Origin of the sequence: Indioceanicola profundi (assembly GCF_003568845.1) — a bacterium.
In the GTDB taxonomy this organism is placed as follows: domain Bacteria; phylum Pseudomonadota; class Alphaproteobacteria; order Azospirillales; family Azospirillaceae; genus Indioceanicola; species Indioceanicola profundi.
On record NZ_CP030127.1, the window covers coordinates 625108 to 647326 of the forward strand.

The following is a 22219-nucleotide window of genomic DNA, read 5'->3' on the forward strand; positions in this document are numbered from 1 at the left end:
CTCCATTTCTGGAAGGTCTGAGTCATGACCATTGGTCTCGCCCTGCAGACGGCGCTGACCGGGCTGCGTGCGAATCAGCAGCGCTCGGCGATCCTGTCGCGCAACATCGCCAACGCCACCACTCCGGGCTACACCCGCAAAGAGGCCGTGCTCGCCTCCCTCACCGTCGGCGGCGAGGGCAGGGGCGTAGAGGTGCGCGATATCCGCCGCAGTGTCGATACGGGGCTGGCGCGCGAGGTGCGAACCCAGACCAGCACCCAGATGAGCCTAGCGGTCAGGGCGGAGTCGCTGGCCGCCTATACGCAGGCCGTCGGCCAGCCGGAGGAGGAGCGCAGCCTGTCGTCCGCCCTTGCAGGGCTGGAGCAAGCCTTCCTGCGATTGGAGGAGTTGCCCGAGAGCCCGACCCAGCAGCGGGCCGTCGTTGACGCAGCCACGGTTCTCGTCCAGCGGCTGAATGCCGCCGACGCCAAGGTGGCAGAGGTACGGCAGCAGGCAGATGCCGACATCGGCGATGCGGTGGCGGAGGTGAACCAAGCCCTGAAGCAGCTGGAGGCCCTGAACCGTCAGGTGGCAATCCGCACTGGCACCGGGCAGGATGCCACCGAACTGCAGGACCAACGCGACCGTCTGCTGGACACGATCTCGGAGCATATCGGGATCAACTACTTCACCCGAGATGCGGGCGAGGTGGTTGTGATGACCACCGGGGGGGCCACGCTGCTGGATGGGCGGGCGCGGGAACTGGAATTCTATCACACGGCCGTAATCGGGTCGGAGGCCACATATCCCGGCGGTCTTTCCGGCTTGAGAATCGACGGGATAGACATGGCGCCGGGCAGCGGATACCCGAATTCCGTGTCCGGCGGCCGCATCGAGGGGCTGTTCGCGGTACGCGACCAGCTCATGCCGCAGGTTCAGCGGCAGATCGACGAGGTTGCGAGCGTGCTTGCCGACCGGTTCCAGGCCGCCGATTCCAGCATCGCTGGCAGTGGACTCGGCGATACGGGCCTGTTCACCGACAATGGCAGCCGCCACTACCGAACGCCTCCCTTCGATCCTGCCTCTCCCGGGCCGGCTGGTCTGGCCGGGCGAATTCGGGTCAACGATATGGTCCGGATCGACGCTGGCGGCGATCCTGCCCTTGTCCGCACCGGACTGCACGGTGGCGGCGGGGATGTCGGCAATACCGCGCAGATCAAGGCTTTCCTGGGCGTCTTTTCGGAGACGGTCGGGTTCAGCACCGGCGCCGGCCTGATGCCGTCAGGGACGATCAAGACCTTCACCTCCGCCGCAATCAGCCAGCAGCACATGATGCGGGCGAGTGCCGAGACGGATGCCAAGGCGCAAGGCCTGCTCGTCGAGACGGTGCAGGCCAGCCGGGAAGCCCGCGAGGGCGTGAACATCGACGAGGAGCTGCAGGAGTTGATCGTCCTCGAGCGGGGCTATGCCGCGTCCGCCCAGGTGATCCAGGCTGCGGCCCGCATGCTCGACAAGCTGTTGGAGATCTGAAGCGATGACTGTGCCTACCGTCTCTACCCTGTCGCTGGCGCGGCAGACCCGGAACGGCATCCGTCTGATGCAAGTGGAAATGTCCATGCGTCAGCAGGAGCTGTCCACCGGCCGCAAGATTGATGTCGCCGGCGCCATCGGCAGCCGGACCGCCTCTCTGGTCGATCTGCGCAATGCGCGCAACGAGATCGTCGAATACCAGACCTCCATCCAGACCCAGGCGTCCCGCCTCACCACGATGCAGAAAGCGGTCGAGGAGGTGCGGGCGGCAGTCACCAAGGTCCGCGACCTGGCGCTGGGCGTGTCCGGCTCCGGCAGCGGACCTGCGGCCGGGGCTATCGACGAGGCGGCTCGCGATGCGCTGCAAGTCGTCCAGTCCATGCTGAATACCAGCCAGTCAGGACGTTTCCTGTTCGCTGGCACGCGCTTCGACCAGAAGCCGGTCCAGCCGCAGGACGAGGTGGGGCCGAGCGGGCTGTCGCCGGCCCAGGCCGTCGCACAGACGATCAGCGGCTTTCCCGCTCTCACGGACGCCGCATCGGTCGACGCCATGATCGACGGGCCGGGCGGTCTGTCGGCCATGTTCAACGATGTCGATCCCACCGATCCGGCCAGCTTCTCCAACACTTTCTTCCATGGCTCCACCACCTATGTCGTGGGCCGTGCAGGAAATGAAATGCCCGTGACCTACCGCGTGACCGCCGGTGATCAGGCGATCCGCGACCTGATGCAGGGGCTGTACATGCTTGCGGCCGTGCCGGATGATTCCGTGCCGACGGGCGCTTATAAGCGGGTTGCGGAGCGAGGCTGGCAGCAACTCACCGGGGCCCTGGACCAGCTGGTCGAAATGCAGGGCGTGCTGGGGCTGGAGGAGGAGGCGGTCGACCGCGCCGAACGCCAGTATGAGGTGCAGAAGACCCTCGTCTCCACCCAGATCGTCAGGCTGGAGGAGGCGGACCCTCAGGAAACCGCACTGCGACTGAATACGCTTCAGACCCAGCTCGAGGCGAGCTTCGCCGTGACCAGCCGGATAAGCACCTTGTCGCTGGTCAATTTCCTCTGACAATCCGGGACGGCTGCACCTCTGCCGGGCTGCAGGCCGGGCAGAGGTGCAGCCGTCCCATATCCAAACCGTGATTGGCGGCCAGGGCTGGAAAAAAATCAGCGGAGAACCTGGCCGGTTCAGGACAGCCTTAAGCCCGGGACGCGGTCCAGCCGCATGCCCGGGCTCAATTGTCGAGAGCTTCTGAAACGGAGGGAGAAGCCGGCGCTGGCTATGCCGTCGCAGCCATCTCCATGGCCATGGGACGCGGCCGGGGCGCCGGCAGGTCGTCATCCGCGGCCTCGGGCGCCTCGAACTTGTAACCGCGGCCATAGACGGTCTCGATATAGCGATCGCCGTTGGTGGCTTCGGCGATCTTCTTCCGCAGTTTGCAGATGTAGACGTCGATCACTTTGTCCAGGGGATCGGAACCGGAGAGGCTGTACACGGCCTCGTAGATCTTTTCCTTGGAGATTACCCGGCCGACATTCAGGGCCAGCACGCTGAAGATCGCATGCTCCCGATGGCTGAGCCGCAGACGGCGTCCATCCACCGCCGGGTCGCGCCCGTCGAGGTAGACGGTGAGGCGGCCAACCTGCAACTCTGGAGAGCTGTGGCCGTGGGAGCGCCGACGGACAGCGTGCAGCCGCGCCTCGATCTCCTGGGCATTCACCGGCTTCACCAGCACATCGTCCGCACCAGCGCGCAGGTGGGTGATTGTCGTAGCGACGCAACGCCGCTCAAGCAAGCTGGTCAGGATCGTCTGTCCCACCGTCCGGCGCAGCCGGCCGATCAGGTTATCCGGGTTGGTGACGTCTCCGACAAGGATTGCGTCGTAATCGTCGAAGCCGTGCGCTCCGTCCTGGAGCAGGCCCTCCGCATCCAATTCCCGGGCGACCTCGCAACGCAGGTTTGCCCGCTCGATCGTGCGGGCGACGGCTCCGGCGACAGTCTGATCGTTCTCAATCAGCAGAACGCGCATGCCATTCTCCATGGTTACAGCGTCGGGCCGGAGCCGGGACGCAGCCAAACTTGATAAAATTGATGTGATCTTCTATGGTACTTAGAGGCGACAAATAGAGACTACGCAATCAGGGTAGCCCGTCAAGAAAATACTACTTTCGCGTTGCAAGTAAAAATGCATAAAAATTGAGGAAAAGCGGGCCGAAAACTTGCTTTAACCTCGCCTCCATACTCTCCGGTTGAGCCGCACCGAATCTCCGGGGAATCCGCATGGCGAACCGTTTCCTTGTCCGGCTGGCTGCGACAGGCCTTGCTGTCCTGCTGCCGGCCATGATCGCATTTCCTTCCGGCGCACAGACCCGCATCAAGGATCTGGTGGAAGTGGAAGGCGTGCGAGCGAACCAACTTCTCGGCTACGGTCTGGTTGTGGGACTGAAGGGGAGCGGCGACCGCCTGCAGAACTCGCCCTTCACGCAGCAGAGCCTCGAAGGGATGCTGGAGCGGTTGGGGGTCAATATCACCGGCCTCAATGTCCGGACGCGGAATATCGCGGCCGTCATGGTCACGGCGGAGCTGCCGCCCTTTCCTCGCCAGGGAAGCCGCCTGGACGTTTCCATCTCCACCATGGGCGACGCCACAAGCCTGCAAGGCGGCAATCTCGTTGCGACGCCGCTGATGGGAGCGGACGGCAGGATCTATGCAGTGGCGCAGGGGCCTGTTGCCATAAGCGGCTTCGATGTGCAGGGACAGGCGGCCAGCGTAACCAAGGGCGTGCCCACCTCCGGCCGTATCGCCAACGGCGCCATCGTGGAGCGGGAGGTTGATTTCGCGCTCGACGATCTGCGCAGCGTGCGGCTGAGCCTGCGGTCGCCGGACTTCTCAACGGCAACCCGGATCGCCCAGGCGGTGAATACCGACCTTGGCGGATCGGTCGCGCGCGCCACAGATCCGACCACCGTGGAGATGACGGTGCCAGCCGCGTTCCAGGGAAATGTCGCCGCACTTGTTTCCAGGATAGAAACGCTTCAGGTCAGGCCCGACGCGCCGGCCAGGGTGGTGGTGGATGAGAAGTCCGGCACCATTGTGATCGGCGAGAATGTGCGCATCAGCACCGTGGCCGTGGCGCAGGGCAATCTGACGGTACGGGTGGAGGAGACTCCGCAGGTGTCGCAACCCTCGCCCTTCGCCGAGCAAGGACAGACCGTCGTGGTGCCGCGCACCCAGATTACGGTCGACGAGGAGAGTGGGAACCGTCTGAACATCATCCAGGGCGGCGTATCGCTTCAGGAACTGGTGAACGGGCTGAACCGTCTTGGCGCCGGCCCGCGCGACATCATCGCGATTCTTCAGGCCATCAAGGCCGCCGGCGCGCTGCACGCCGATCTTGAAGTCATGTGAGACGGAGGACCAGGATGATCCAGCCGCCGACGGTGCCGCCCCTGGCGCTTTCCACCGCTACGCCCGCCCATTCCTTCGGCCTGAAGCCGGACGTGGCGGCGGCGAAGCAGTTCGAGGCGATGATGATCAGCCAGATGCTGCAATCCATGTTCGAGGGCGTGTCCACGGACGGGTTCTTCGGCGGCGGCTTCGCGGAGGAGAGTTTCCGCGGCCTCATGCTGGAGGCTGTGGGCAGCCAGATCGCGACGGGCCCCGGTCTCGGCATTGCCGAAAACGTCCAGTCGCAGATCGCGGCCTACATGGCCGCCAAGGAAGGGTGAATACCATGGAGCTGGACACGCTGCCGCCGGATCTGCGGCTCAACCTGCGTGAGGCGTTCGACGGGCTGGCCGATCTGCTGGATGAGGAAACTGAAAAACTGCCGCAGGCCAATGCGGAGGAGCTGGCGCTCTATGCCGAGGCCAAGCGCAGCCTGTTCGAACAGCTCGCCATTCTATTGCGTGAGGCGAATGACCCGGCCAGGGCTGCCGCGGCGCCTGAGCCGGTGACGGCTACAGCCGCAGAGGATGCCGCGGCCGACACTGATGAGGAGGGCGAGGCCGAAGAGAGCGAGCCTGACCCGGCCGATCCCGAGTGCGTGCGGACGGCGGCCCGTCGCCTCAAGGACCGGGTCGAGGTCAACCGCCGCGGACTTCTTGCGGCCCAGGACGCCATAGCCGCCGTTGCCCGCCATGTGGGCAGGGCTGTGGAGCAGCAGCAGACCGACGGCGTCTACGCCCGCGGCGGCAGTGCGCCGCGCAGTGGGCAGGCCGGCTTCGGCCGGGTGGAGCATGAGCTTTAGACGTTTCCAAAAGGAAACAAATTTTACCCCGGTTTAAACCCGGCGTGGGAGGATGGGTTCAGCTTCCAAGGGGCCGCAGCTTGTTGCCCCAGACCCCGACGAGGCAGCGGCGTCAGAAGGCGCTCCGACCGAAACCATCCACGAAGGAATCAGAGAAATGACCACGTCCATTCTCACCAACGTCGGCGCAATGGTGGCGCTGCAGACCCTGAACCGCACCACCAAGGATCTGGCGGTGGTCCAGGATCGCATCTCCACCGGCATGAAGGTGGCCACGGCCAAGGACAATTCGTCCTACTGGTCCATCGCCACCACCATGAAGTCCGACGTGTCCGCGCTCAAGGCGCTGAACGAGAACATCAACATCAACGCGGCCACCGTGCAGACGGCCCGTGTCGGTGCTGAGAACATCCAGAAGCTGATGAGCCAGGTGAAGGACCAGCTCTCGCTCGCCACCTCCGCCTCGGTCGATCACACCAAGATCGGCGAAGAGCTGGACAGCTTGGCTGCGCAGATCCAGAACACGATGGATGCCGCCAGCTACAATGGCGAGAACCTGCTGAACAACACCGACGTCCGTACGCTGACCGTCTCCATCAACCGCAGCGGTGCTGGCATCACGGCGGTGGAGGACGAGGTTGCCGGCCAGGACATGACGGCTGTGCAGACCTTCGTGGCCGGCCTGTCCGCCGCCATCACCGGCGGCGCCGACGGTTCCGCCAACGCGGCGTCCGCGCAGACCCAGCTCCTGGCGCTCGAAGCGCATATGGAGACCGTCATCACCGCGGCGGCCGAGTTCGGTAACGTCGGCAAGCGGCTTGAGCTGCAGGCCGACTTCACCAGCAAGCTGGTGGACAGCCTCAACCAGGGCATCGGTACCCTGGTGGACGCGAACCTGAACGAGGAGTCGGCACGTCTTCAGGCCCTGCAGGTCCAGCAGCAGCTGGGCATCCAGGCCCTGTCGATCGCCAACGGCGCTCCGCAGAACATCCTGGCGCTGTTCCGCTGATCGCACGGCCTCGCGCAAGTGACTGGGGCCGCCCGCAAGGGCGGCCCTTTTCCATTGGTGGTTCGGGAGATGTCGGCGTATCCGAATGGAAACGTTTTATCGCCGTTTAATCCGCCCTTGCTAGCGTTGGAAAAGGGAACAGCGCCAGAGGGATAGAGCCGCCATGAGCGTCGCCGCCTACCGCCAGTCCATGCGCGACACGATCAGTCCGCGCGAGCTGGAAAGCCGAGTCTTCGCGCAGGTCACGGCAGAGCTGGAGGGATGCGTCGCCGGCACCGACCGCTTCGCGGTGATCCGCGCGGTGGATCGGAACCGCCGCCTCTGGGGCGCTCTCGTCGCCGATCTGGCCGAAGGCGAGAACCTGTTGCCGGACCAGCTCAAGGCCGGGCTGGTGTCTCTGGGGCTGTGGGTGAACCGCTATAGCGGCCAGGTGCTTGCCGACGGCTCCCCACTGGCGCCGCTGATCGATGTGAACCGAACGGTGATGAAGGGCTTGGCTGCGCCTCTGGCGGCCGGCTGAGGAGAACGGAGCGTGCCATGGGGCTGAAGCTGAAGTTGAAGCCGTACGAGAAATTCGTCGTCAATGGCGTGGTGATCGAGAACGGCCGCCACCGCAACACAGTGACGCTGGCCAACCACGCCCAGGTGATGACCGGCCGCAGCATCCTTCAGCCGGAAGAGGCGACAACGCCCGTCAAGCGGGCCTATTACGCCATTCAGGCCATGCTGATCGACCCGGCCAACATGACCGGCCATCAGCAGGTCTATGAGCCGCTCATGGCCCAACTCGCCTCCGCCATCCGTGATTCCGAGATGCGATGCCATCTGGCGGAAGCGCAGGGATTTGTCAGGGACGGGGACCATTACAAGGCGCTGGCCGCTCTGCGGCCGGTCATCGCCTACGAGGCGATGCTGCTGTCCGATGCAGATCAGCAGGACAGGGATACGGCCAAACCGCCGGCAGAAGCGTCGGCGCGTGCGTAGGCGCCCACGATCGGGGCGGCAAGGCCGGCTGTGCGGCTCGTCTCTGCGAGGGTGCCGCGCCAGGAGGGGAGCATGAGCGAACGCAAATCCGTGGAGGGCGTCACCGCCGCAGAACCCGCTGCCCGCCCGCGTGTGGCGGAACGGGTGGTTACCGAAGCACGCACCCGGGAGGCGCGGGAGGAGCAGGAGCCCGATCCGCCTCCGCCCCCCATCGAGCCGTCCCCCGCCTATCGCCCCTATCGGGTGCAGCTCGACCCGGAAACAAGCCGCCTTTTCACCGAGGTGCTGGACCCGCGCACGGGCGGCGTGCTGCTGCGGATTCCGCCGGGCTATTCACCGTCGGAATCCGCGGAACAGACGGAAGAACGGCCCATCGGTGAGCGGGAGGTCAAGCTATGATCAGCGGCATATCGGGATATGGCGGTGGGATCGTCACGGGCGGCGGCGGTTCCTCCCTGGTCCAATTGCGCCTGTTGCAGCGCACGACGGACCGGCAGATGCAGATGCTGGCGGAGCAGCCGCAGGTCAAACGCGATGTGGCCTATTTCCGCGCCGAAATCGGGAATGTCAAAAGCGCCGAGGACCTCGTGTCCGATAGTCGGCTTCTGCGGTTCGTCGCCACCGCCTTCGGCATGGAGGATCAGGCCTACGCCAAGGCGTTGCTGAAGAAGGTGATGGAGAGCGATCTGGATGATCCCCGTTCCTTCGCCAACCGGATGTCCGATCCGCGCTTCAAGGAGTTGGCTGCCGCCTTCAATTTTCCGAAGTACGGCGGTATCAAGGCCGGGCTTCCAGCCTTCCAACAGCAGCTCGTCGACCGCTACATGACGCAGCGGTTCGAGGAGCAGGCAGGGCAGTCGAACGAAGCCCTGCGGCTAGGGCTGTATTTCCAGCGCAAGGCTGGCCAGATCGAGAACTGGTACAACGTGCTGGCCGATCCCGCCCTGTCGCAGGTGATGCGGGCGGCGCTAAACCTGCCGGAGGAGATGAGCAAGACCGATGTCGACCGGCAGGTGGACATGTTCAAGGACAAGCTCGACATCAAGAAGCTTCAGGACCCGGCGGAGGTCGGCAAACTGATCGAGCGGTTCATGGTCATGTCGGATGTGCGGACAGGCGGGCCCGCGGGACCTCAAAGCCCGATTCTGCAGCTTCTGAATGCGGGTAGCGGTCGGGTGACGCTCGATCCCTCAACCATCCTGGCGGCAAGCCGGCTACGCCGGATCTGACTGGGTTTCCATCGGCCCCGCGTCCCTTCTGGGGCCTGCGGCGGCCCGTTCCAGGGCCGTCACCAGCGCATCCAGCGTGTAGGGCTTGGACAGCACGGTGAACTCGGTGCCTCCAGCGATCTCCTCGCTGTAGCCGGTCATCAGCACGATGGGAAGCTCAGGCCGCCGCCGCCGGGCATCCCGCGCCAGATCCAGGCCGGTTGCCCGCCCGGGCATGATCACATCCGACAGCAGCAGGTCGGCCGGAAAGCCTGAAGCAATCATCTGCATCGCCTCGTCCGCAGTCCCGGCGCGCGCGATGCGATAGCCCAGATCCTCCAGCATCGTGCCCACCAGCGAGCTGACGATGGGATCATCCTCGACCAGCAGGATTCGGCCCTGAGCGCGCCCCAGCTTCCGCTCCTCCACCGGCTGCGGCACGTCAGGCTTCTTGTGGGAGCGCGGCAGGTACAGGATGACCGCAGTGCCCTGTCCCGGCATGGTTTCGATCCGCGCTGCACCGCCCGATTGCTGCACGAAGCCGTAGACCTGGCTCAAGCCCAGGCCGGACCCTTTACCGACCGATTTGGTAGTGAAGAACGGATCGAAGGCGCGGGCCTGCACTTCTGGCGTCATGCCGGTGCCATCGTCACGCACGGCGATCCGCACGAATTCGCCCGACAGGGCGGGTTCTTCCGGGTCGTCGGATGGCAGCGCGATGTTCCTGGCCTCGATCCGCAGCAATCCCGCCTTCGGCATCGCATCGCGGGCATTGACGCTGAGATTCAGGATGGCGAGTTCGAATTGCGTCGGGTCCACCTCCACCGTCCAGAGGTCAGACGCCAGATCGGGCTCCAGCCGGATATCGGCCCGCAGAGCGCGGGCCAGCAGCTCGGACATTCCCAGCAGTTGGTCCCGCACATCGACCGGCTGCGGCCGTAGGGCCTGCCGCCGGGCGAAGACCAGGAGCTGCTGCGTCAGTTTTGCGCCCCGCTCGACGGCCTGACGACCGGCGTCCAGGATTTTATGGACCTCCTGGTTATCCACCCTGCGGCGCACCAGCGACAGACATCCCGACAGGCTCTGCAGCAGGTTGTTGAAGTCATGCGCGACGCCGCCGGTAAGCTGGCCCAGCGCCTCCATCTTCTGGGTCTGCCGCAACGCCTGCTCCGCCTTTTCCCGCTCCTCGATCTGGAGTTGGAGATTGCGGTTGGCGGCGGCGAGATCCCTGGCCTGGGAGGCCAGCGTGGCGTTGGCGCGGTTCATGGTGGCCTGCGCGGCCCCCAGCACGACGACCAGCAGCGCCGCCATGACGGCCAGCACCACCACGGCGCCGTACCGGACCAGCCGGCGGAAGGCCGGATCGATGGTGCTGCGCAGAAGAACGGCGCCAACCTCCTTGCCGTTCTGGATGACTGGTACGACCACCTTCAGATCGTTGCCGTTCAGGATCGGTCCGCGCACGCTGCCCGGCTCATCGGGGAGCAGCTCGCCGGACCGGGCGAAGCCGGCGAGCAGCCTGCCATCGGCTCCGTAGACGCCGGCCACGCGCAGATCGGGATTGGCGGCCAGGGGATTTACATAGTCCTGCGCGGCAACCTCATCCTCGAATAAAAGCGCGGCCACGACGCTGGCGGCCAGGATCTGGGCCTGGGTCCCGATTTCCCGGGCCTTCTGGTCCTGGTAGAGACGCTCACCCTGCACCGCGAGCAGGAAGCCGGCCAGGAGCAGGAAAAGCGCGCTGGCCAGGGCAACAGATGGCAGCAGGCGCCAGCGTCTCGGCGTTCCGCCCATGCTGTCCATGCGCCCTCTCAACCCCGTTTCGTGACGGTCAGCGCCAAGCTCAGCAGCTTGGAGCTGATCGTCAGCCCGTTGCGGGCCGCGGTCCCGCTGTCGATATGGAAGCGGACCCGGTTGTCGCGGATTACGAAATGAACAACACCCCGCGCGTCACCGGCGTTGGCCGCATCTGTCACTGTCAGAACGGGCTTGCCGGCGAGTTGGCGCAGCATATCGTGGATCGCATCCTCCCTTTCCGTCGAAAGATACAGGATGTGGCAATCGGACGCCTCATCCGGGGGAGCCATGCGGCGGATGGTGATGGGTCGCTGTCCAACGGTCTGGGTCTCCGCAATCCGGTCCAGATGGGCCCCGAATGGATCGGGACCCATGACGCAGACGGCAACCGGATCGTCCGGACCCGGAAAGGATTCCTCCGGCCAAGTGACGAACTCTCCGAATTTGGTCAGGAAGGCCGCCTTCACCGGATACTCCAGCGACTCTTCTCTCGTTGCCGCTCCTGCGAAAAGAGGCAACAATCCCATTATCATCAGCAGAAACGGTGCGCAGATCCGGCGCACCGTCAAAGGCTCCAGCGGGCGCGGAGCTGAACGGTCCGGCCGAAGACCCGCCGGGCCGGATTCTCCGTCATCTCCGTATGCCGCTCATTCAGAAGGTTGTCTCCCGCCAACGACAGCTCCAGCGAATCCAGCAGGCGCCAGCCTAGGCGGGCATCGACCAAGGTATAGCCGGGCAGGGCAGGGGCTGAAAGATCATCTACCGTCCGCACCGCCAGATCCAGTTCCAAGCCGCCGGCCAGGTTCATGCGGGAGCGGACCTGTCCATGCCAGTCCGGATCATTTCCTACGGCGGCGAAGTTCGCCCTGTCGTTGCGCCCGCCCTTGAGGCGGAAATCCTTACGCAGGATAGTGGCGCCCGCGCTGAGCCGCCACCAGTCGGTCAGAAGATACTCGCCCCATACCTCCACGCCCCAGCTTTCCCCTCTGATGCCGTTCGCCAGGGCCAGCGGCAGCGGGGCGGTAGTGACAGGCTCCGTCGTGCGGATATCGTCATAGACATTGAAGAAGGTCGACACGGATAGGCTGGTGCGATCAAGGGGCCGGCCGCGGTAGCCGGCTTCGAAGGCGATCAGCTTTTCCGAACCGAAGCTGCCCCGCACCAGTACGCCCGGCGCAACAAGTTCGCGGTCGACACGCGACGGCGTCCGGACCGCACGCGACACCGCCGTCCACAGCAGCGCCCCTTCCGGCGCCTGCCATGCCAGACGGGCGTTCGGCAGATACTCCCAGCCGGTGAAGCTGCTGCGCTCCAGCTTCAGCCCAAGTGTCAGCGCCAGTTCCGGCGTCAGCGCCATCTCATCCTGGACGAAGACGTCGCTCAGGTTCAGCCAGCGCTTGCGGGGGTCCAGCACGAAAGCGTTCAGGGTGTTGCGGAAGTCATCCCTGATGATGCGATGCCCGCCGCCCCAGACGATCCGATGTCCTTCCCACGGGGCGAAATTGTGCTGAAACTCCGTCGCATAGGTGTCTACCCGCTCCACCACGCCGAAATAGTCGCGACGGGAACGGTCCACATAGCCTTGCAGCTCAAGCGCCGCGCCTCCGTTCAGATCACGACGCCATCTTGCCAGAACGTTCTCCCCCTCCAGTCCCCAGTGGAATGTGGGAAGGCCGGCCACCTCCACTTCCGTCTCGAAGTCGGAAACATCCCCCTGGACCGTGAAGCTGTCGGCGCCGCCGTCCAGATCGACGCGGAAGCCCCCCTGCAAGCCGTTCCAGTCGTCGCCCAGGTCGATGCCCGCCAGCGGATTCGGGTGTTCCCGCTCGAATCCCTGGACATAGAACCGGTAGGCGGCGCGGTCGCCAAGGGTTCCGCCATAGCGGGCGGAGGCTCGGCGATCCTTGGTGCCGAGCGTGATGTTGGCCAGGGCGCCCTGGGTATCCAGGGCACGCTTACTGACCACATTGATGACGCCGTTGACGGCATTGCTGCCCCAGAGCGTTCCGCCGGGGCCGCTGACCACCTCGATCCGGTCCAGATCGGGGAGGAAGACGTCCTGCGCATCCCAGTAAACGGCGGAATGAAGCAGAGAATAGATGCTGCGCCCGTCGATCAGAACCTGCAGCTTGTTGGCGGTGTCATAGCCGTTGAAGCCGCGAGCGGAGATGCTGTAGCCCAGTGTCTCAAGCCGGGCGACGTGCAGGTTGGGAGCGAGCCGTAGCGCCTCTGCCAAGTTCACGGCGCCTGAGCGCCGGATATCGTGTTGCCGGATGAGGAAGGCTGCTGCCGGTGCATTCTCGACGGATTGGGGCCGGCGGGAAACAGACGTGATTTCCACCTTGACCAGCTCGTCGATGGACATAAGCGCAAGATCGGCTGGATCAACCGACGCATGTACATTGGACACCCAGACGGTTACTGAAACAGCGACCAGAATAGAAAGCCGGCTTGTTTTCCAGCGTCGCTTATCGGCAGCAGAGGAACCGGCGGGGATGGGGCTGGGCTGGATGGACATCATCAATGGATCAGGCAGAATGTGGCGCAGATCGCCGAAATCGGGAGTAGCACCGCTTCGAATGCCTGCATAGTCGCCAATGCGCCTGTTCCGGTATCTATGCCGTAAGAGCTACGCCCCCATTTCCCCAGCCAGTCGAACAGGGCATTTACGGCTCAACTCGACCCAGGTCTGGGCTGGCCCTTCCGGCCGGACTTGGCCGGTTCTTCCTGTGGCGGAGCTGCCGGTTCGGGTTCCGAAAGAATATCTGCTAAGGTTGCAAAGCTGTTAGCGGCCGGCGTTGCCTCACTCTTGGGCTGGGCAAGAAATGCGGTGAAGGCCGGCATTGCCCGGATCGCGCGGTCCAGTTCCGCATCGCTTCCGGCCCGGTAGGCTCCCAGGCGGATCATCTCCTCCATGGACCCATAGCGGGAGAGGAGGGTGCGGGCGGCAGATACCGTGGCATTCTCCTCAGCACTGTGGCAGCCGGGCAGTGCGCGGCTGACGCTTTTCAGCACGTCCACCGCAGGGTACCGGCCGCGTTCCGCGATCTGGCGGGTCAGGACCAGATGGCCGTCCAGAATACCGCGCACAGCGTCCGCCACGGGTTCATCATGGTCGCCGCCTTCCACCAGAACGGTGAAGAGGCCGGTGATATCGCCTGTGCCCTCGATCCCTGGGCCGGCCCGTTCCAGCAGCCTCGGCAATTCGGCGAATACTGTGGGCGGATAGCCCTTGGTGGTTGGCGGTTCCCCGGCCGCTAGCCCGATCTCCCGCTGTGCCATGGCGAAGCGGGTGATGCTGTCCATCAGGCACAGAACATCCCGACCCTGGTCCCGGAACCACTCCGCGACTGACATCGTCAGGTAGGCCGCCTGTCGGCGGGTCAGAGCGGGCTCATCCCCCGTCGCCACAATCACCACCGACCGGGCAAGGCCTTCCGGTCCCAGATCGTCCTGAATGAATTCCTGCACTTCGCGTCCGCGCTCCCCGATCAGGCCGATCACATTGACATCGGCGGCGCTGGACCGCGCCAGCATGGAGAGAAGCGTGGACTTGCCGACGCCCGACCCGGCGAATACGCCAAGCCGCTGCCCGCGACACAGCGGCACGAAGCTGTCCAGCACGCGAATCCCGGTATCCAGCCGCGTCCCCATCCGGCGGCGCTGGAAGGCATGCGGCGGTCCGGCGCGCAGCGATCGGTTTCCGTCCCCGCGGACCAACGGCCCCTTGCCATCGACCGGGCGTCCGAAAGCGTCCACGACGCGGCCCAACCAGCCCTCCCCCGGTCGGACCACGGTTTCCGTCGCGGCTTCGACCCTGCATCCCAGCCCCAGTCCGTCGACAGGGCCGAAGGGCAACAGCACGGCCCGGTCTCCCCGGAAGCCGACGACTTCGCACGGGGTCGACCGTCCGTTGCGGGCGATCGCCCGGCAGGCATCGCCCACCGAAAGTCGGCGTTCCAGCCCCTCCACCTCCACCGTCATGCCGGTGCAGGCGGCGACTTGGCCGTGGAAGCTGAAACGGGGCAACTGCTCAATGTCGGCCAGCAGGCCGGCGAGGATGGACATGGGACAGGGTCCTCGGACGCGGTTTCCATCCCATCCTGTCCGGCAGCGTTTAAAGGGGCTTAAAGCGGTAGACCACCGGCGGCGCTGACTTAAACACCGCTTTTACCGGGGCGTGAAAGCATCGGCCCGGGTTTTCAAACAGGAAACAGGACTTCGGCCATGGATCTGTCCTCAATCGGCCTGTTTCATCTCGCCGGCCGGCGCATGGAATATCTGGGCGCACGGCATCAGGTGATCGCACAGAACGTGGCCAATGCCGATACGCCCGGTTTCCGCGCCCGCGATCTGAAGGCCTTCGACTTTCAGGCCGCCGTGCGCCACGCCGCTGGAAACATATCCCCCGTTCAGACCAGTCCAATGCATCTGACCGGCACCCGTGCGCCGCAGCCGTTCCGGGAGGATCGCCGGGTTCCGACCTATGAGACAGCGCCTGCGGGCAACGGCGTGGTGCTGGAAGAGCAGATGATGAAAGCGGCGGAGGTGCGACAGGCCTACGACCTCGCCACAGGAATCTTCCAGAAGCATGTCGGGATGCTCCGCCAGGCCTGGACCACCCGCTGATACCGAAGGAGACGATCCCATGACCTTCGATCCGCTTTCCGCCTCCTTCGGGATCGCAGCCACCGGCATGAAGGCGCAGGCCACGCGCCTGCGCGTCGTGGCCGAGAATCTGGCCAATGCCAACTCCACCGCAGAGATGCCGGGAGGCGATCCATATCGGCGCAAGACCGTGGTGTTCGCCAGCGTCCTGGACAAGGCGCTGGGCGCGAACGCAGTGGAGGTGAAGCGGATCGGCCGGGACACCGGCGCCTTCACTCTGCGGCACGATCCCAGCCATCCGGCTGCCAACGCCGAGGGTTATGTGAAGCTGCCCAACGTCAATGCGCTCACCGAGATGATGGACATGCGGGAGGCCGGCCGCTCCTACGAGGCGAACCTTAACCTGCTGCAGCAGGCGCGCGGCATGGTCGGCCGCACCATTGATATGCTGCGTAGCTGAGGGGAACAGCGATGTTGGTGGTTCCAGCCCAGGGCGTCGCGCAGGCCTATGCTGCCGGCAAGCTGTCCGGCATCCAGGCGGCCAGCACCGTCGCGGCGCCCAAACGCGGCGACTTTTCCCGCTATGTTGAGAACGCTGTTCGCACGGCTCTCAACACAGTGCGGCAGGGAGAGCATACGGCGGCGGCCGGCATGCAGGGGAAGGCCAGTGCACAGGAGGTGGTCCAGGCCGTGATGTCGGCGGAAATGACGGTTCAGTCCGTCGTTGCCGTGCGCGACAAGCTGGTCAGCGCTTATCTAGACATCATGCGCATGCCGATCTGAGAGGGAGGACGGCTTGAACGAGGCCGATGTGCTCGAGCTTCTCCGATCCGGGATCTGGACCGCGGTCTGGGCGGCCGCCCCTCCCTTGGCTGTGGCGCTTTTCGTCGGGCTTGGCATTTCCCTGCTGCAGGCGCTGACCCAGGTGCAGGAGGCGACACTGAGCTTCGTGCCGAAGATCGTGGCCATTCTGGCCTGCACCGTTCTGGCGCTTCCTTTCATGTTCGCTGTGCTGTCCACCTATACGGAGCAGGTGGTGGCGCGCATCGCAGGACCCTGAGCCATGACGACTGGCCGCCGCTACTTCTTCAAGACGCGGAGGCGCAACGTGGCGGCAATACCGGCCGTTCTTCTCGGCATGCTGCTGCTGTTGGCAAGCGCAGGCGTTGCGGAGGGGGCAGCCGGACCGGAAACTGCCTGTCTTGATCAGATCCGTGCGGCGGAGCGCGATGTGCGGCTGCCCGGCCGGCTTCTTCTGGCCATTGGGATGACCGAGGCCGGACGCCGGTTGGACGGACGGCTGACAGTCTGGCCTTGGACAGTCAATGCGGAGGGCAAGGGCCGGTTCTTCGCCGACAAGTCATCCGCCGTGCGGTTTGTGGAGACGTTGCGCGCCCGCGGCGTGCGGTCCATCGATGTCGGTTGCATGCAGGTGAACCTGCATTGGCATCCGCAAGCTTTCCCCGATCTTGAAACTGCATTCGACCCGGAGGCCAATGTCGCATATGCGGCGGGCCTGCTGAAACGGCACCACGGCGACCTACGGAACTGGAGTCGATCCGTCCGGCGCTATCACTCCGCGACGGACAGCAAGGGCGATGCCTACTTCGAGCGGGTCTCAGACAATCTGCGCATGGTGATGCGGCGGCGGCATGAGTTGGCGGACATGCCGACGCGCAAGCCTGTCGGCAGCGTTCCGCCGCCGGCCCGGACCCGGAAGGTCGATGATGCTCCCGGGCCGGGCAGTGCGGGAACTTGGCGGCTGCCCTCATCGCGGTGAATGGCCGGCAGGCTAGGCCGGCGTCGACTCCGCATCCTCCACATCCGCGGGCGCCAGGATGCGACCCAGCGCGCCAGCAAGCTGATCGAACTGGATCGGCTTGGCGATGACTTCCGCATCGCTTTCCGCGATCCCGCCGATGACCGGCCGGTCATATCCGGTGCAGAACAGGTAGGGCACGCCGCGGTCCCGGAGCACCTGGGCCACGGGAAAGCTGTCCGCCCCAGCCCCGAGATGAACGTCCAGAATAGCCGCGTCCGGCCGCTCCGCCGCCTGGGCCAGTTCCAGGGCGCGGGCAAGGGTCGGGGCGGGCCCCACGATCTCGCACCCCAGCTGACGCAGCAGGCGCTCCACCTCCAGGGCGACGAACCCGTTATCCTCCACCAGCAGGATGCGGGAGCCGGGCGGCACGGCGACGCCGTTCACCGCCGTGTGATCCTTGCTGCCGCTGGGCGCTGCGGAACTCATGACATTAATGGCGGCAATGCGCAGTTCCGCCAGCAGCCCTTCCGGCCGCCAGTCCTGCTTCAGCTCACCGCCCAACTGGCGGGCGCTGGCGAACATGATCTGGCTGCCGAAGCCCTTGCGCGTTGGCGGTGTCGGCGTGGGACCGCCATGCTCACGCCAGCACAGGACGACGTCCTTACCTTCGAAATGCCAGATCAGGTCCAGCCGACCCTCCGGCACGGACAGGGCTCCGTACTTTGCGGCATTTGTGGCTAGCTCATGCAGGACTACGGTGGCAGCCTGTGTCGCCTCTGGATGCAGGGTGACTGGGGGGCCTTCCACATGGACGCGGCCGACGCCGCCGAAGGCATTCATCTCCTCGGTCACCAGCTTCGCCAACTCCACGCCGGCCCAGCGGCTGCTGGACAGCAGGGCATGGGCGCGCGACAGGGCGGCGACACGTCCTTTAACGGCCGAGACGAAATCCTCCACCGTGTTGGCCTTGGTCAGCGACAGCATGGCCTGGACCACGGCGAGCAGGTTCCGGGCCCGATGATCCACTTCGCGGGCCAGCAGGAGCTGACGCTCCTCCGCTTCCTTGCGCTCGGTGATGTCGATGCTGAGGCCGGTGATCCGGCGGGGCGCGCCGTCCTCCCCATAGGTCGCACGGCCGAGGCCAAGCAGCCAGCGCGTGCCCTTCTCGGGGTGGACGACGCGGTATTCCAGACGGAAATCCGATCGGTGGCCGTCCAGCGCCTGATCGATGCCGTGCCGCAGAGGCTCCCGGTCGTCGGGATGAACGGAGGAAAGCCAGGCATCCAGCCCGACCGACTCCGCCACCGGCGGCAGCCCGCAGAGACGGCCATACTCTTCGGACCAATCAAAGCAGTCCACCGCCACATCCCAGTCCCATGTGCCGGCCTGCGCCGCTTCCAAGGCCAAGCGTAGACGCTCCTCGCTGTCGCGATAGGCCATCTCCGCCGCCTTGCGCTCGGTCAGGTCGGCGGCCATTGAGACGACGAGCCGCCGTCCCGCGGCATCCGTCCCGATGGGGGAGGATGCGATGCTCCAGATCCGCTTGCCAGTGTTTCGGGTGCAGATCTCGAACTCGCCATGGTCGCTTCGGCTATCGAGATCGTAGAGTTTCGTGTACCCGCCCCGCAGTTCCTCGGGCCGGCCCTCGTAAGCCAGCCGACTCCAGGCCTCCATGTTCGGCAGTTCGTCCGACGTAAAGCCGGTGATCTCGGTCCAGGCGCGGCTGAGCTGGACGATCTGGCCGTCCTCGGCATGGATCATGATGGGGAAGGGCGCTTCCGCGACGGCGCGCTGCAGGCGTGCCTCGCTGGCCTGCAATGCTGCCAGCACCTGCCGGTGCTCCGCCCGACGGCGGGCATCATCCAACGCACGCAGTACCGTCGCCGGCAGGCGTTCCAGACGCTGCTTGACCACGAAGTCGGTGGCCCCGCGCTTCAGGGATTCCACCGCCACATCCTCTCCAAGCACCCCGGAGACGAAGACGAAAGGCGTATCCCGGGCCGCCGTCTGCGCCATTGCAAGCGCGGACATGCCGTCAAAGGCGGGCAGGGAAAAATCGGATAGGATCAGGTCGAAACCGCCCCGCTCCAGTGCCGTAGCAAAATCCGGCCGCGTCATTACCCGCTCTACACTGTGCGGAATTCCTCCCATCGTCAGCCGCTCCGAGATCAGATCGGCATCAATGGTGCTGTCCTCCAGATGAAGGATGCGGATTGGTGCGGCTGGCACGGTTCCTGGCTTTCCGTGGTTCGGCGACATATCGGCTTCGGCGGCGCTCATTACACGCGGGCCGGCGGCGGTTCGTTCAGGATGCCCCAGAACATGCCGAGGTCCTTGATGGCACTATAGAACTCGTAGAAATCGACCGGCTTGACCACGAAGGCGTTCACGCCGAGGTCATAGCTCCGGTAGAGGTCACGCTCTTCCCGGGAGGAGGTCAGCATCACCACCGGCATCTGGCGCATGGCCGGATCGGATTTCAGCTTTTCCAGGACCTCAAGCCCATTGATCTTGGGCAGCTTCAAATCCAGCAGGACCACCACCGGATCAGGCGTATTGCGTGCCTCATGCCGGCCACGGCGGTACAGGTAATCCAACGCCTCCGCCCCGTCCCGCGCAACGTCGATGTCGTTGGCCAGCTGACACTTCTCCAGGGCGGCGAGGGTCAGCTCGACGTCCTTTGGATTGTCCTCGACAAGAAGGATAGGTTTCAGATTGCGCATGGTGTGCCTTTCCCTCAGTCGACGGGAAGCGAGAAGTAGAAGGTTGCTCCGATACCCTCCGCGCCTTCGGCCCAGGTGCGGCCACCATGGCGTTCGACGATCCGGCGGACATTGGCGAGGCCGATTCCAGTGCCTTCGAACTCTTCAGCGTGGTGAAGGCGCTGGAACACGCCGAACAGCTTGTCGACATAAGTCATGTCGAACCCGGCGCCGTTATCCCTGACATGGAAGATGACCTCGGTATTTTCACGTCGGCAGCCCAGCTCAATGATGGCGTTGGACCGCCCGCGGGTAAATTTTATGGCATTGCCCAGCAGGTTCTGGAACACAAGCCGCAGCATGTTCGGATCGCCTTGGACCATGCCCAGATTGCCGATGCGCCATTCGATGTCGCGGCCGCGGGCATCGATTTCCAGACGCCGCCGAACCTCCTCGGCCATCTGGGTCATGTTCACGCTGGTGAGGCTGAGCGCGATGCGCCCCATCTGGGAGAAGCTCAGCAGGTTGTCGACCAGGGTCCCGGCGGATATGGCGGCCTCAGTGACGGAGGCCAGATAGTGGCGGCCTCGTTCGCTCAGCCGGTCCGCTTCCCGCTCGCGCAGCAGCTCGGCATAGCCCACGATATGGCGGAAAGGGGCGCGCAAATCGTGGGAGACGGAATAGGAAAAGGCCTCCAGCTCCCGGTTGCTCCGCTGCAACTCACCGGTCAGGGACGCCAGTTCCTCGGCCTTGCGCAGCACCACATTGACGATGGCCGAACGCAGCTCTTCCGCCGCGGCCTTCTCGCCATCCGTCCAGGGGCTGGATGTCTGGCGCACCGTCTCCTTCCAGATTTCGAAGGATTTGCGGGGGTGGAGGCGGGCGCCGGCCGGCGTGACCTCCGCCGCCTTCTGAGGATCGCCGCCCCACTTCACCGTCTCCACCACTTCGGGACGGAACCACATCAGATAGTCCGGTTTGAGCTGGGAAATCGAGACGGCCAGGACACCGCTGGCCGTGTCCTTCATCGATTCCGCGCCCGGCATTTCCCCCGGGAGCGAGTTGGTGGCGAACAGTTCGCGGTCGCACCGGCCATCCAGCCATTCGGCAATGGCCCGGACCTGAGCTTCCGTCGGCGTCCGTCCGATCAGCGAGACATGATCCTCGAACATGATGGCTGCGCCATCGGCCCCGGTGAGGCGCATTAGCTCCACCGGGTTGCGGGAGAGCCCGTTCAAGAACCGATCTTCCTCCGCCATGTGCCCGAGCAGCTTCACCTGCACAGTCCGCAGACCCATCCGGTGTTCGGTGTCGGCGGCGCGTTCCTTTGCAATGACCTGGAGGGCGAAAATCTGGGCGATGTGGTCGCAGGCCGCACGGACATGGAACGGCGCCCGTCGCGGCGCCTTGTTATGGCAGGAAACCAGGCCCCAGAGTCGCCCCTCGCACAGCACGGAGAAGGACATGGAGGAGGCGGTCCCCATATTGCGCATATACTCCAGATGCACTGGGGATACGCTGCGCAGCACGGAATGGCTGAGGTCCAGCGGCTGGCCGGTAAGTGGGCTGAGAGCCGGCTCGATCGGCACCGGTTCATAGTTCGCATCGGCGATCAGGCGCACCCGGTTCAGCCGGTAAAGCTCCCGCGCCTGGGCCGGAATGTCGGAAGCTGGAAAGCGAAGATCCAGGTAGGAGGGAAGCTGATCGTTCCGGTCTTCCGCCACCACCGTTCCGTTCCAGTGCTGGTCGAAACGGTAGACCAGCACGCGATCAAATTCGGTGATCCGCCGTACCTCGCGCGCCGCAAGCTCGCAGAGCGCATCTACCGATCGCATCTCGTGCAGTTCCTCCACGAACGCACGGACCATCGGATAGACGTCTTCGAAGGAGCCGGTGCGACGTCCTTTCCGTTCCTCCAGTTCCAACACCAGGGAAGGGCCGGAGCGGTATCCCACCGCGTAGAAAGTGGAGGACTGGCTATCCGAGGCGAATGTCACGGGGCCGAGATAGTGGGCTGAACCCTCCTGGACGGCCCGCAGGTCCTCGGCCAGCCGGTCGGAGCCGAGAGGCAGGAGATCGTGGAGGCGGCTGCCAAGCAGATCGGGTTTTCCAACCGCGGCTGCCGCATTCGCGCTGGCCTGCATGATCGTCAGCGAGGCGGGTTCCATGGCCAGCAGGAGACCGTAAGGCTGGATGCTTCCCGGTATGTGAATCGGCTCCTTGGCGCACGCCGACAGATCCGGCGCGTCCAAGGAAGGGGGAATTGGGCCAGTCTTCATCTAGAGCATCAGCGTTCGGATACGGAGCCAGGCCTCCTCGGAGCACCTCTGCGGGTCGGAACCCTAACCCGGTCGGTAAGCTAATGCGAGCGGCAGACCGGCTTACGCCTTTCGGCT

23 protein-coding genes are annotated in these 22219 nt (G+C 64.9%); 15 read left to right on the forward strand and 8 right to left on the reverse strand.

The window, feature by feature from the left end; translation table 11 throughout:
- Window positions 1-24 precede the first annotated feature (24 nt).
- Together flgK and DOL89_RS19015 are read left to right on the forward strand one after the other, a co-directional pair.
- Window positions 25-1509 (forward strand): flagellar hook-associated protein FlgK, encoded by a 1485-nt coding sequence (flgK, locus tag DOL89_RS19010; protein WP_119680934.1) that lies wholly within the window; start codon window positions 25-27, stop codon window positions 1507-1509.
- A 4-nt stretch (window positions 1510-1513) separates the two neighbouring features.
- On the forward strand, window positions 1514-2572 hold the full coding sequence (locus tag DOL89_RS19015) for a flagellin N-terminal helical domain-containing protein (RefSeq protein ID WP_119680935.1): 1059 nt from the start codon (window positions 1514-1516) through the stop codon (window positions 2570-2572).
- Window positions 2573-2783: 211 nt separating this feature from the next.
- On the opposite strand, the gene DOL89_RS19020 is transcribed toward DOL89_RS19015, so the two are convergent.
- Window positions 2784-3533 carry a response regulator transcription factor gene (locus tag DOL89_RS19020; RefSeq protein WP_119680936.1) on the reverse strand — a complete coding sequence of 250 codons (750 nt, stop codon included), beginning with the start codon at window positions 3531-3533 and terminating at the stop codon, window positions 2784-2786.
- 251 nt (window positions 3534-3784) lie between these two features.
- On the opposite strand from DOL89_RS19020, the gene DOL89_RS19025 reads away from it, so the two are divergent.
- The 8 genes from DOL89_RS19025 to DOL89_RS19060 all read left to right on the forward strand — a co-directional run bounded on the left by DOL89_RS19025 (window position 3785) and on the right by DOL89_RS19060 (window position 8975).
- Complete coding sequence (locus tag DOL89_RS19025; RefSeq protein WP_119680937.1) at window positions 3785-4912, forward strand: flagellar basal body P-ring protein FlgI; 1128 nt, start codon at window positions 3785-3787, stop codon at window positions 4910-4912.
- Between the two features lie 14 nt (window positions 4913-4926).
- Window positions 4927-5232, forward strand: coding sequence for a rod-binding protein (locus DOL89_RS19030; protein ID WP_119680938.1), 306 nt, complete (start codon window positions 4927-4929; stop codon window positions 5230-5232).
- 5 nt (window positions 5233-5237) lie between these two features.
- A complete protein-coding gene (locus DOL89_RS19035; RefSeq protein WP_119680939.1) occupies window positions 5238-5753 on the forward strand; it encodes a hypothetical protein in 516 nt (171 codons plus the stop codon).
- A 157-nt stretch (window positions 5754-5910) separates the two neighbouring features.
- Window positions 5911-6762: a flagellin N-terminal helical domain-containing protein gene (locus DOL89_RS19040; RefSeq protein ID WP_162937682.1), complete on the forward strand. Its 852-nt coding sequence runs from the start codon at window positions 5911-5913 to the stop codon at window positions 6760-6762.
- A gap of 163 nt (window positions 6763-6925) precedes the next feature.
- A complete protein-coding gene (gene flaF / locus DOL89_RS19045) occupies window positions 6926-7282 on the forward strand; it encodes a flagellar biosynthesis regulator FlaF (protein ID WP_119680941.1) in 357 nt (118 codons plus the stop codon).
- 17 nt (window positions 7283-7299) lie between these two features.
- Complete coding sequence (locus DOL89_RS19050) at window positions 7300-7746, forward strand: flagellar biosynthesis repressor FlbT (RefSeq protein WP_119680942.1); 447 nt, start codon at window positions 7300-7302, stop codon at window positions 7744-7746.
- A 72-nt stretch (window positions 7747-7818) separates the two neighbouring features.
- Entirely contained in the window at window positions 7819-8145 is a 327-nt protein-coding gene (locus tag DOL89_RS19055; RefSeq protein ID WP_119680943.1) for a hypothetical protein, read from the forward strand.
- Entirely contained in the window at window positions 8142-8975 is an 834-nt protein-coding gene (locus DOL89_RS19060; protein WP_119680944.1) for a DUF1217 domain-containing protein, read from the forward strand. The genes DOL89_RS19055 and DOL89_RS19060 overlap by 4 nt, the downstream gene beginning before the upstream one ends.
- Here DOL89_RS19060 and DOL89_RS19065 read toward each other — a convergent pair.
- The 4 genes from DOL89_RS19065 to fliI form a co-directional block, all read right to left on the reverse strand.
- Window positions 8961-10757 (reverse strand): ATP-binding protein, encoded by a 1797-nt coding sequence (locus DOL89_RS19065; RefSeq protein ID WP_119680945.1) that lies wholly within the window; start codon window positions 10755-10757, stop codon window positions 8961-8963. The two genes, DOL89_RS19060 and DOL89_RS19065, sit on opposite strands and share 15 nt — an antisense overlap.
- An 8-nt stretch (window positions 10758-10765) precedes the next feature.
- Window positions 10766-11272 (reverse strand): YfiR family protein, encoded by a 507-nt coding sequence (locus tag DOL89_RS19070; RefSeq protein ID WP_162937683.1) that lies wholly within the window; start codon window positions 11270-11272, stop codon window positions 10766-10768.
- 44 nt (window positions 11273-11316) lie between these two features.
- Window positions 11317-13116 (reverse strand): TonB-dependent receptor plug domain-containing protein, encoded by a 1800-nt coding sequence (locus DOL89_RS19075; protein ID WP_162937684.1) that lies wholly within the window; start codon window positions 13114-13116, stop codon window positions 11317-11319.
- Window positions 13117-13424: 308 nt separating this feature from the next.
- Window positions 13425-14819, reverse strand: coding sequence for a flagellar protein export ATPase FliI (gene fliI / locus DOL89_RS19080; RefSeq protein ID WP_119680948.1), 1395 nt, complete (start codon window positions 14817-14819; stop codon window positions 13425-13427).
- Between the two features lie 159 nt (window positions 14820-14978).
- Here fliI and DOL89_RS19085 point away from each other — a divergent pair, with 159 nt between their 5' ends.
- The 5 genes from DOL89_RS19085 to DOL89_RS19105 are packed head-to-tail and all read left to right on the forward strand — an operon-like array spanning window position 14979 to window position 17139.
- Window positions 14979-15380 carry a flagellar basal body protein gene (locus DOL89_RS19085; RefSeq protein ID WP_119680949.1) on the forward strand — a complete coding sequence of 134 codons (402 nt, stop codon included), beginning with the start codon at window positions 14979-14981 and terminating at the stop codon, window positions 15378-15380.
- A 19-nt stretch (window positions 15381-15399) separates the two neighbouring features.
- Complete coding sequence (gene flgC / locus DOL89_RS19090; protein WP_119680950.1) at window positions 15400-15819, forward strand: flagellar basal body rod protein FlgC; 420 nt, start codon at window positions 15400-15402, stop codon at window positions 15817-15819.
- An 11-nt stretch (window positions 15820-15830) separates the two neighbouring features.
- Window positions 15831-16142: a flagellar hook-basal body complex protein FliE gene (locus tag DOL89_RS19095; protein WP_119680951.1), complete on the forward strand. Its 312-nt coding sequence runs from the start codon at window positions 15831-15833 to the stop codon at window positions 16140-16142.
- Between the two features lie 13 nt (window positions 16143-16155).
- The gene (gene fliQ, locus DOL89_RS19100) at window positions 16156-16419 is read left to right on the forward strand and encodes a flagellar biosynthesis protein FliQ (protein WP_119680952.1); all 264 of its coding nucleotides are present in this window, start codon (window positions 16156-16158) and stop codon (window positions 16417-16419) included.
- 3 nt (window positions 16420-16422) lie between these two features.
- Window positions 16423-17139, forward strand: coding sequence for a lysozyme family protein (locus DOL89_RS19105; RefSeq protein WP_119680953.1), 717 nt, complete (start codon window positions 16423-16425; stop codon window positions 17137-17139).
- A 12-nt stretch (window positions 17140-17151) separates the two neighbouring features.
- Here the strand turns inward: DOL89_RS19105 and DOL89_RS19110 are convergent, their stop codons facing one another.
- The 3 genes from DOL89_RS19110 to DOL89_RS19120 are packed head-to-tail and all read right to left on the reverse strand — an operon-like array spanning window position 17152 to window position 22102.
- The gene (locus DOL89_RS19110) at window positions 17152-19350 is read right to left on the reverse strand and encodes a PAS domain S-box protein (RefSeq protein WP_162937685.1); all 2199 of its coding nucleotides are present in this window, start codon (window positions 19348-19350) and stop codon (window positions 17152-17154) included.
- 50 nt (window positions 19351-19400) lie between these two features.
- Complete coding sequence (locus tag DOL89_RS19115) at window positions 19401-19844, reverse strand: response regulator (protein WP_119680955.1); 444 nt, start codon at window positions 19842-19844, stop codon at window positions 19401-19403.
- Between the two features lie 14 nt (window positions 19845-19858).
- A complete protein-coding gene (locus tag DOL89_RS19120) occupies window positions 19859-22102 on the reverse strand; it encodes an ATP-binding protein (RefSeq protein ID WP_119680956.1) in 2244 nt (747 codons plus the stop codon).
- Window positions 22103-22219 lie beyond the last annotated feature (117 nt).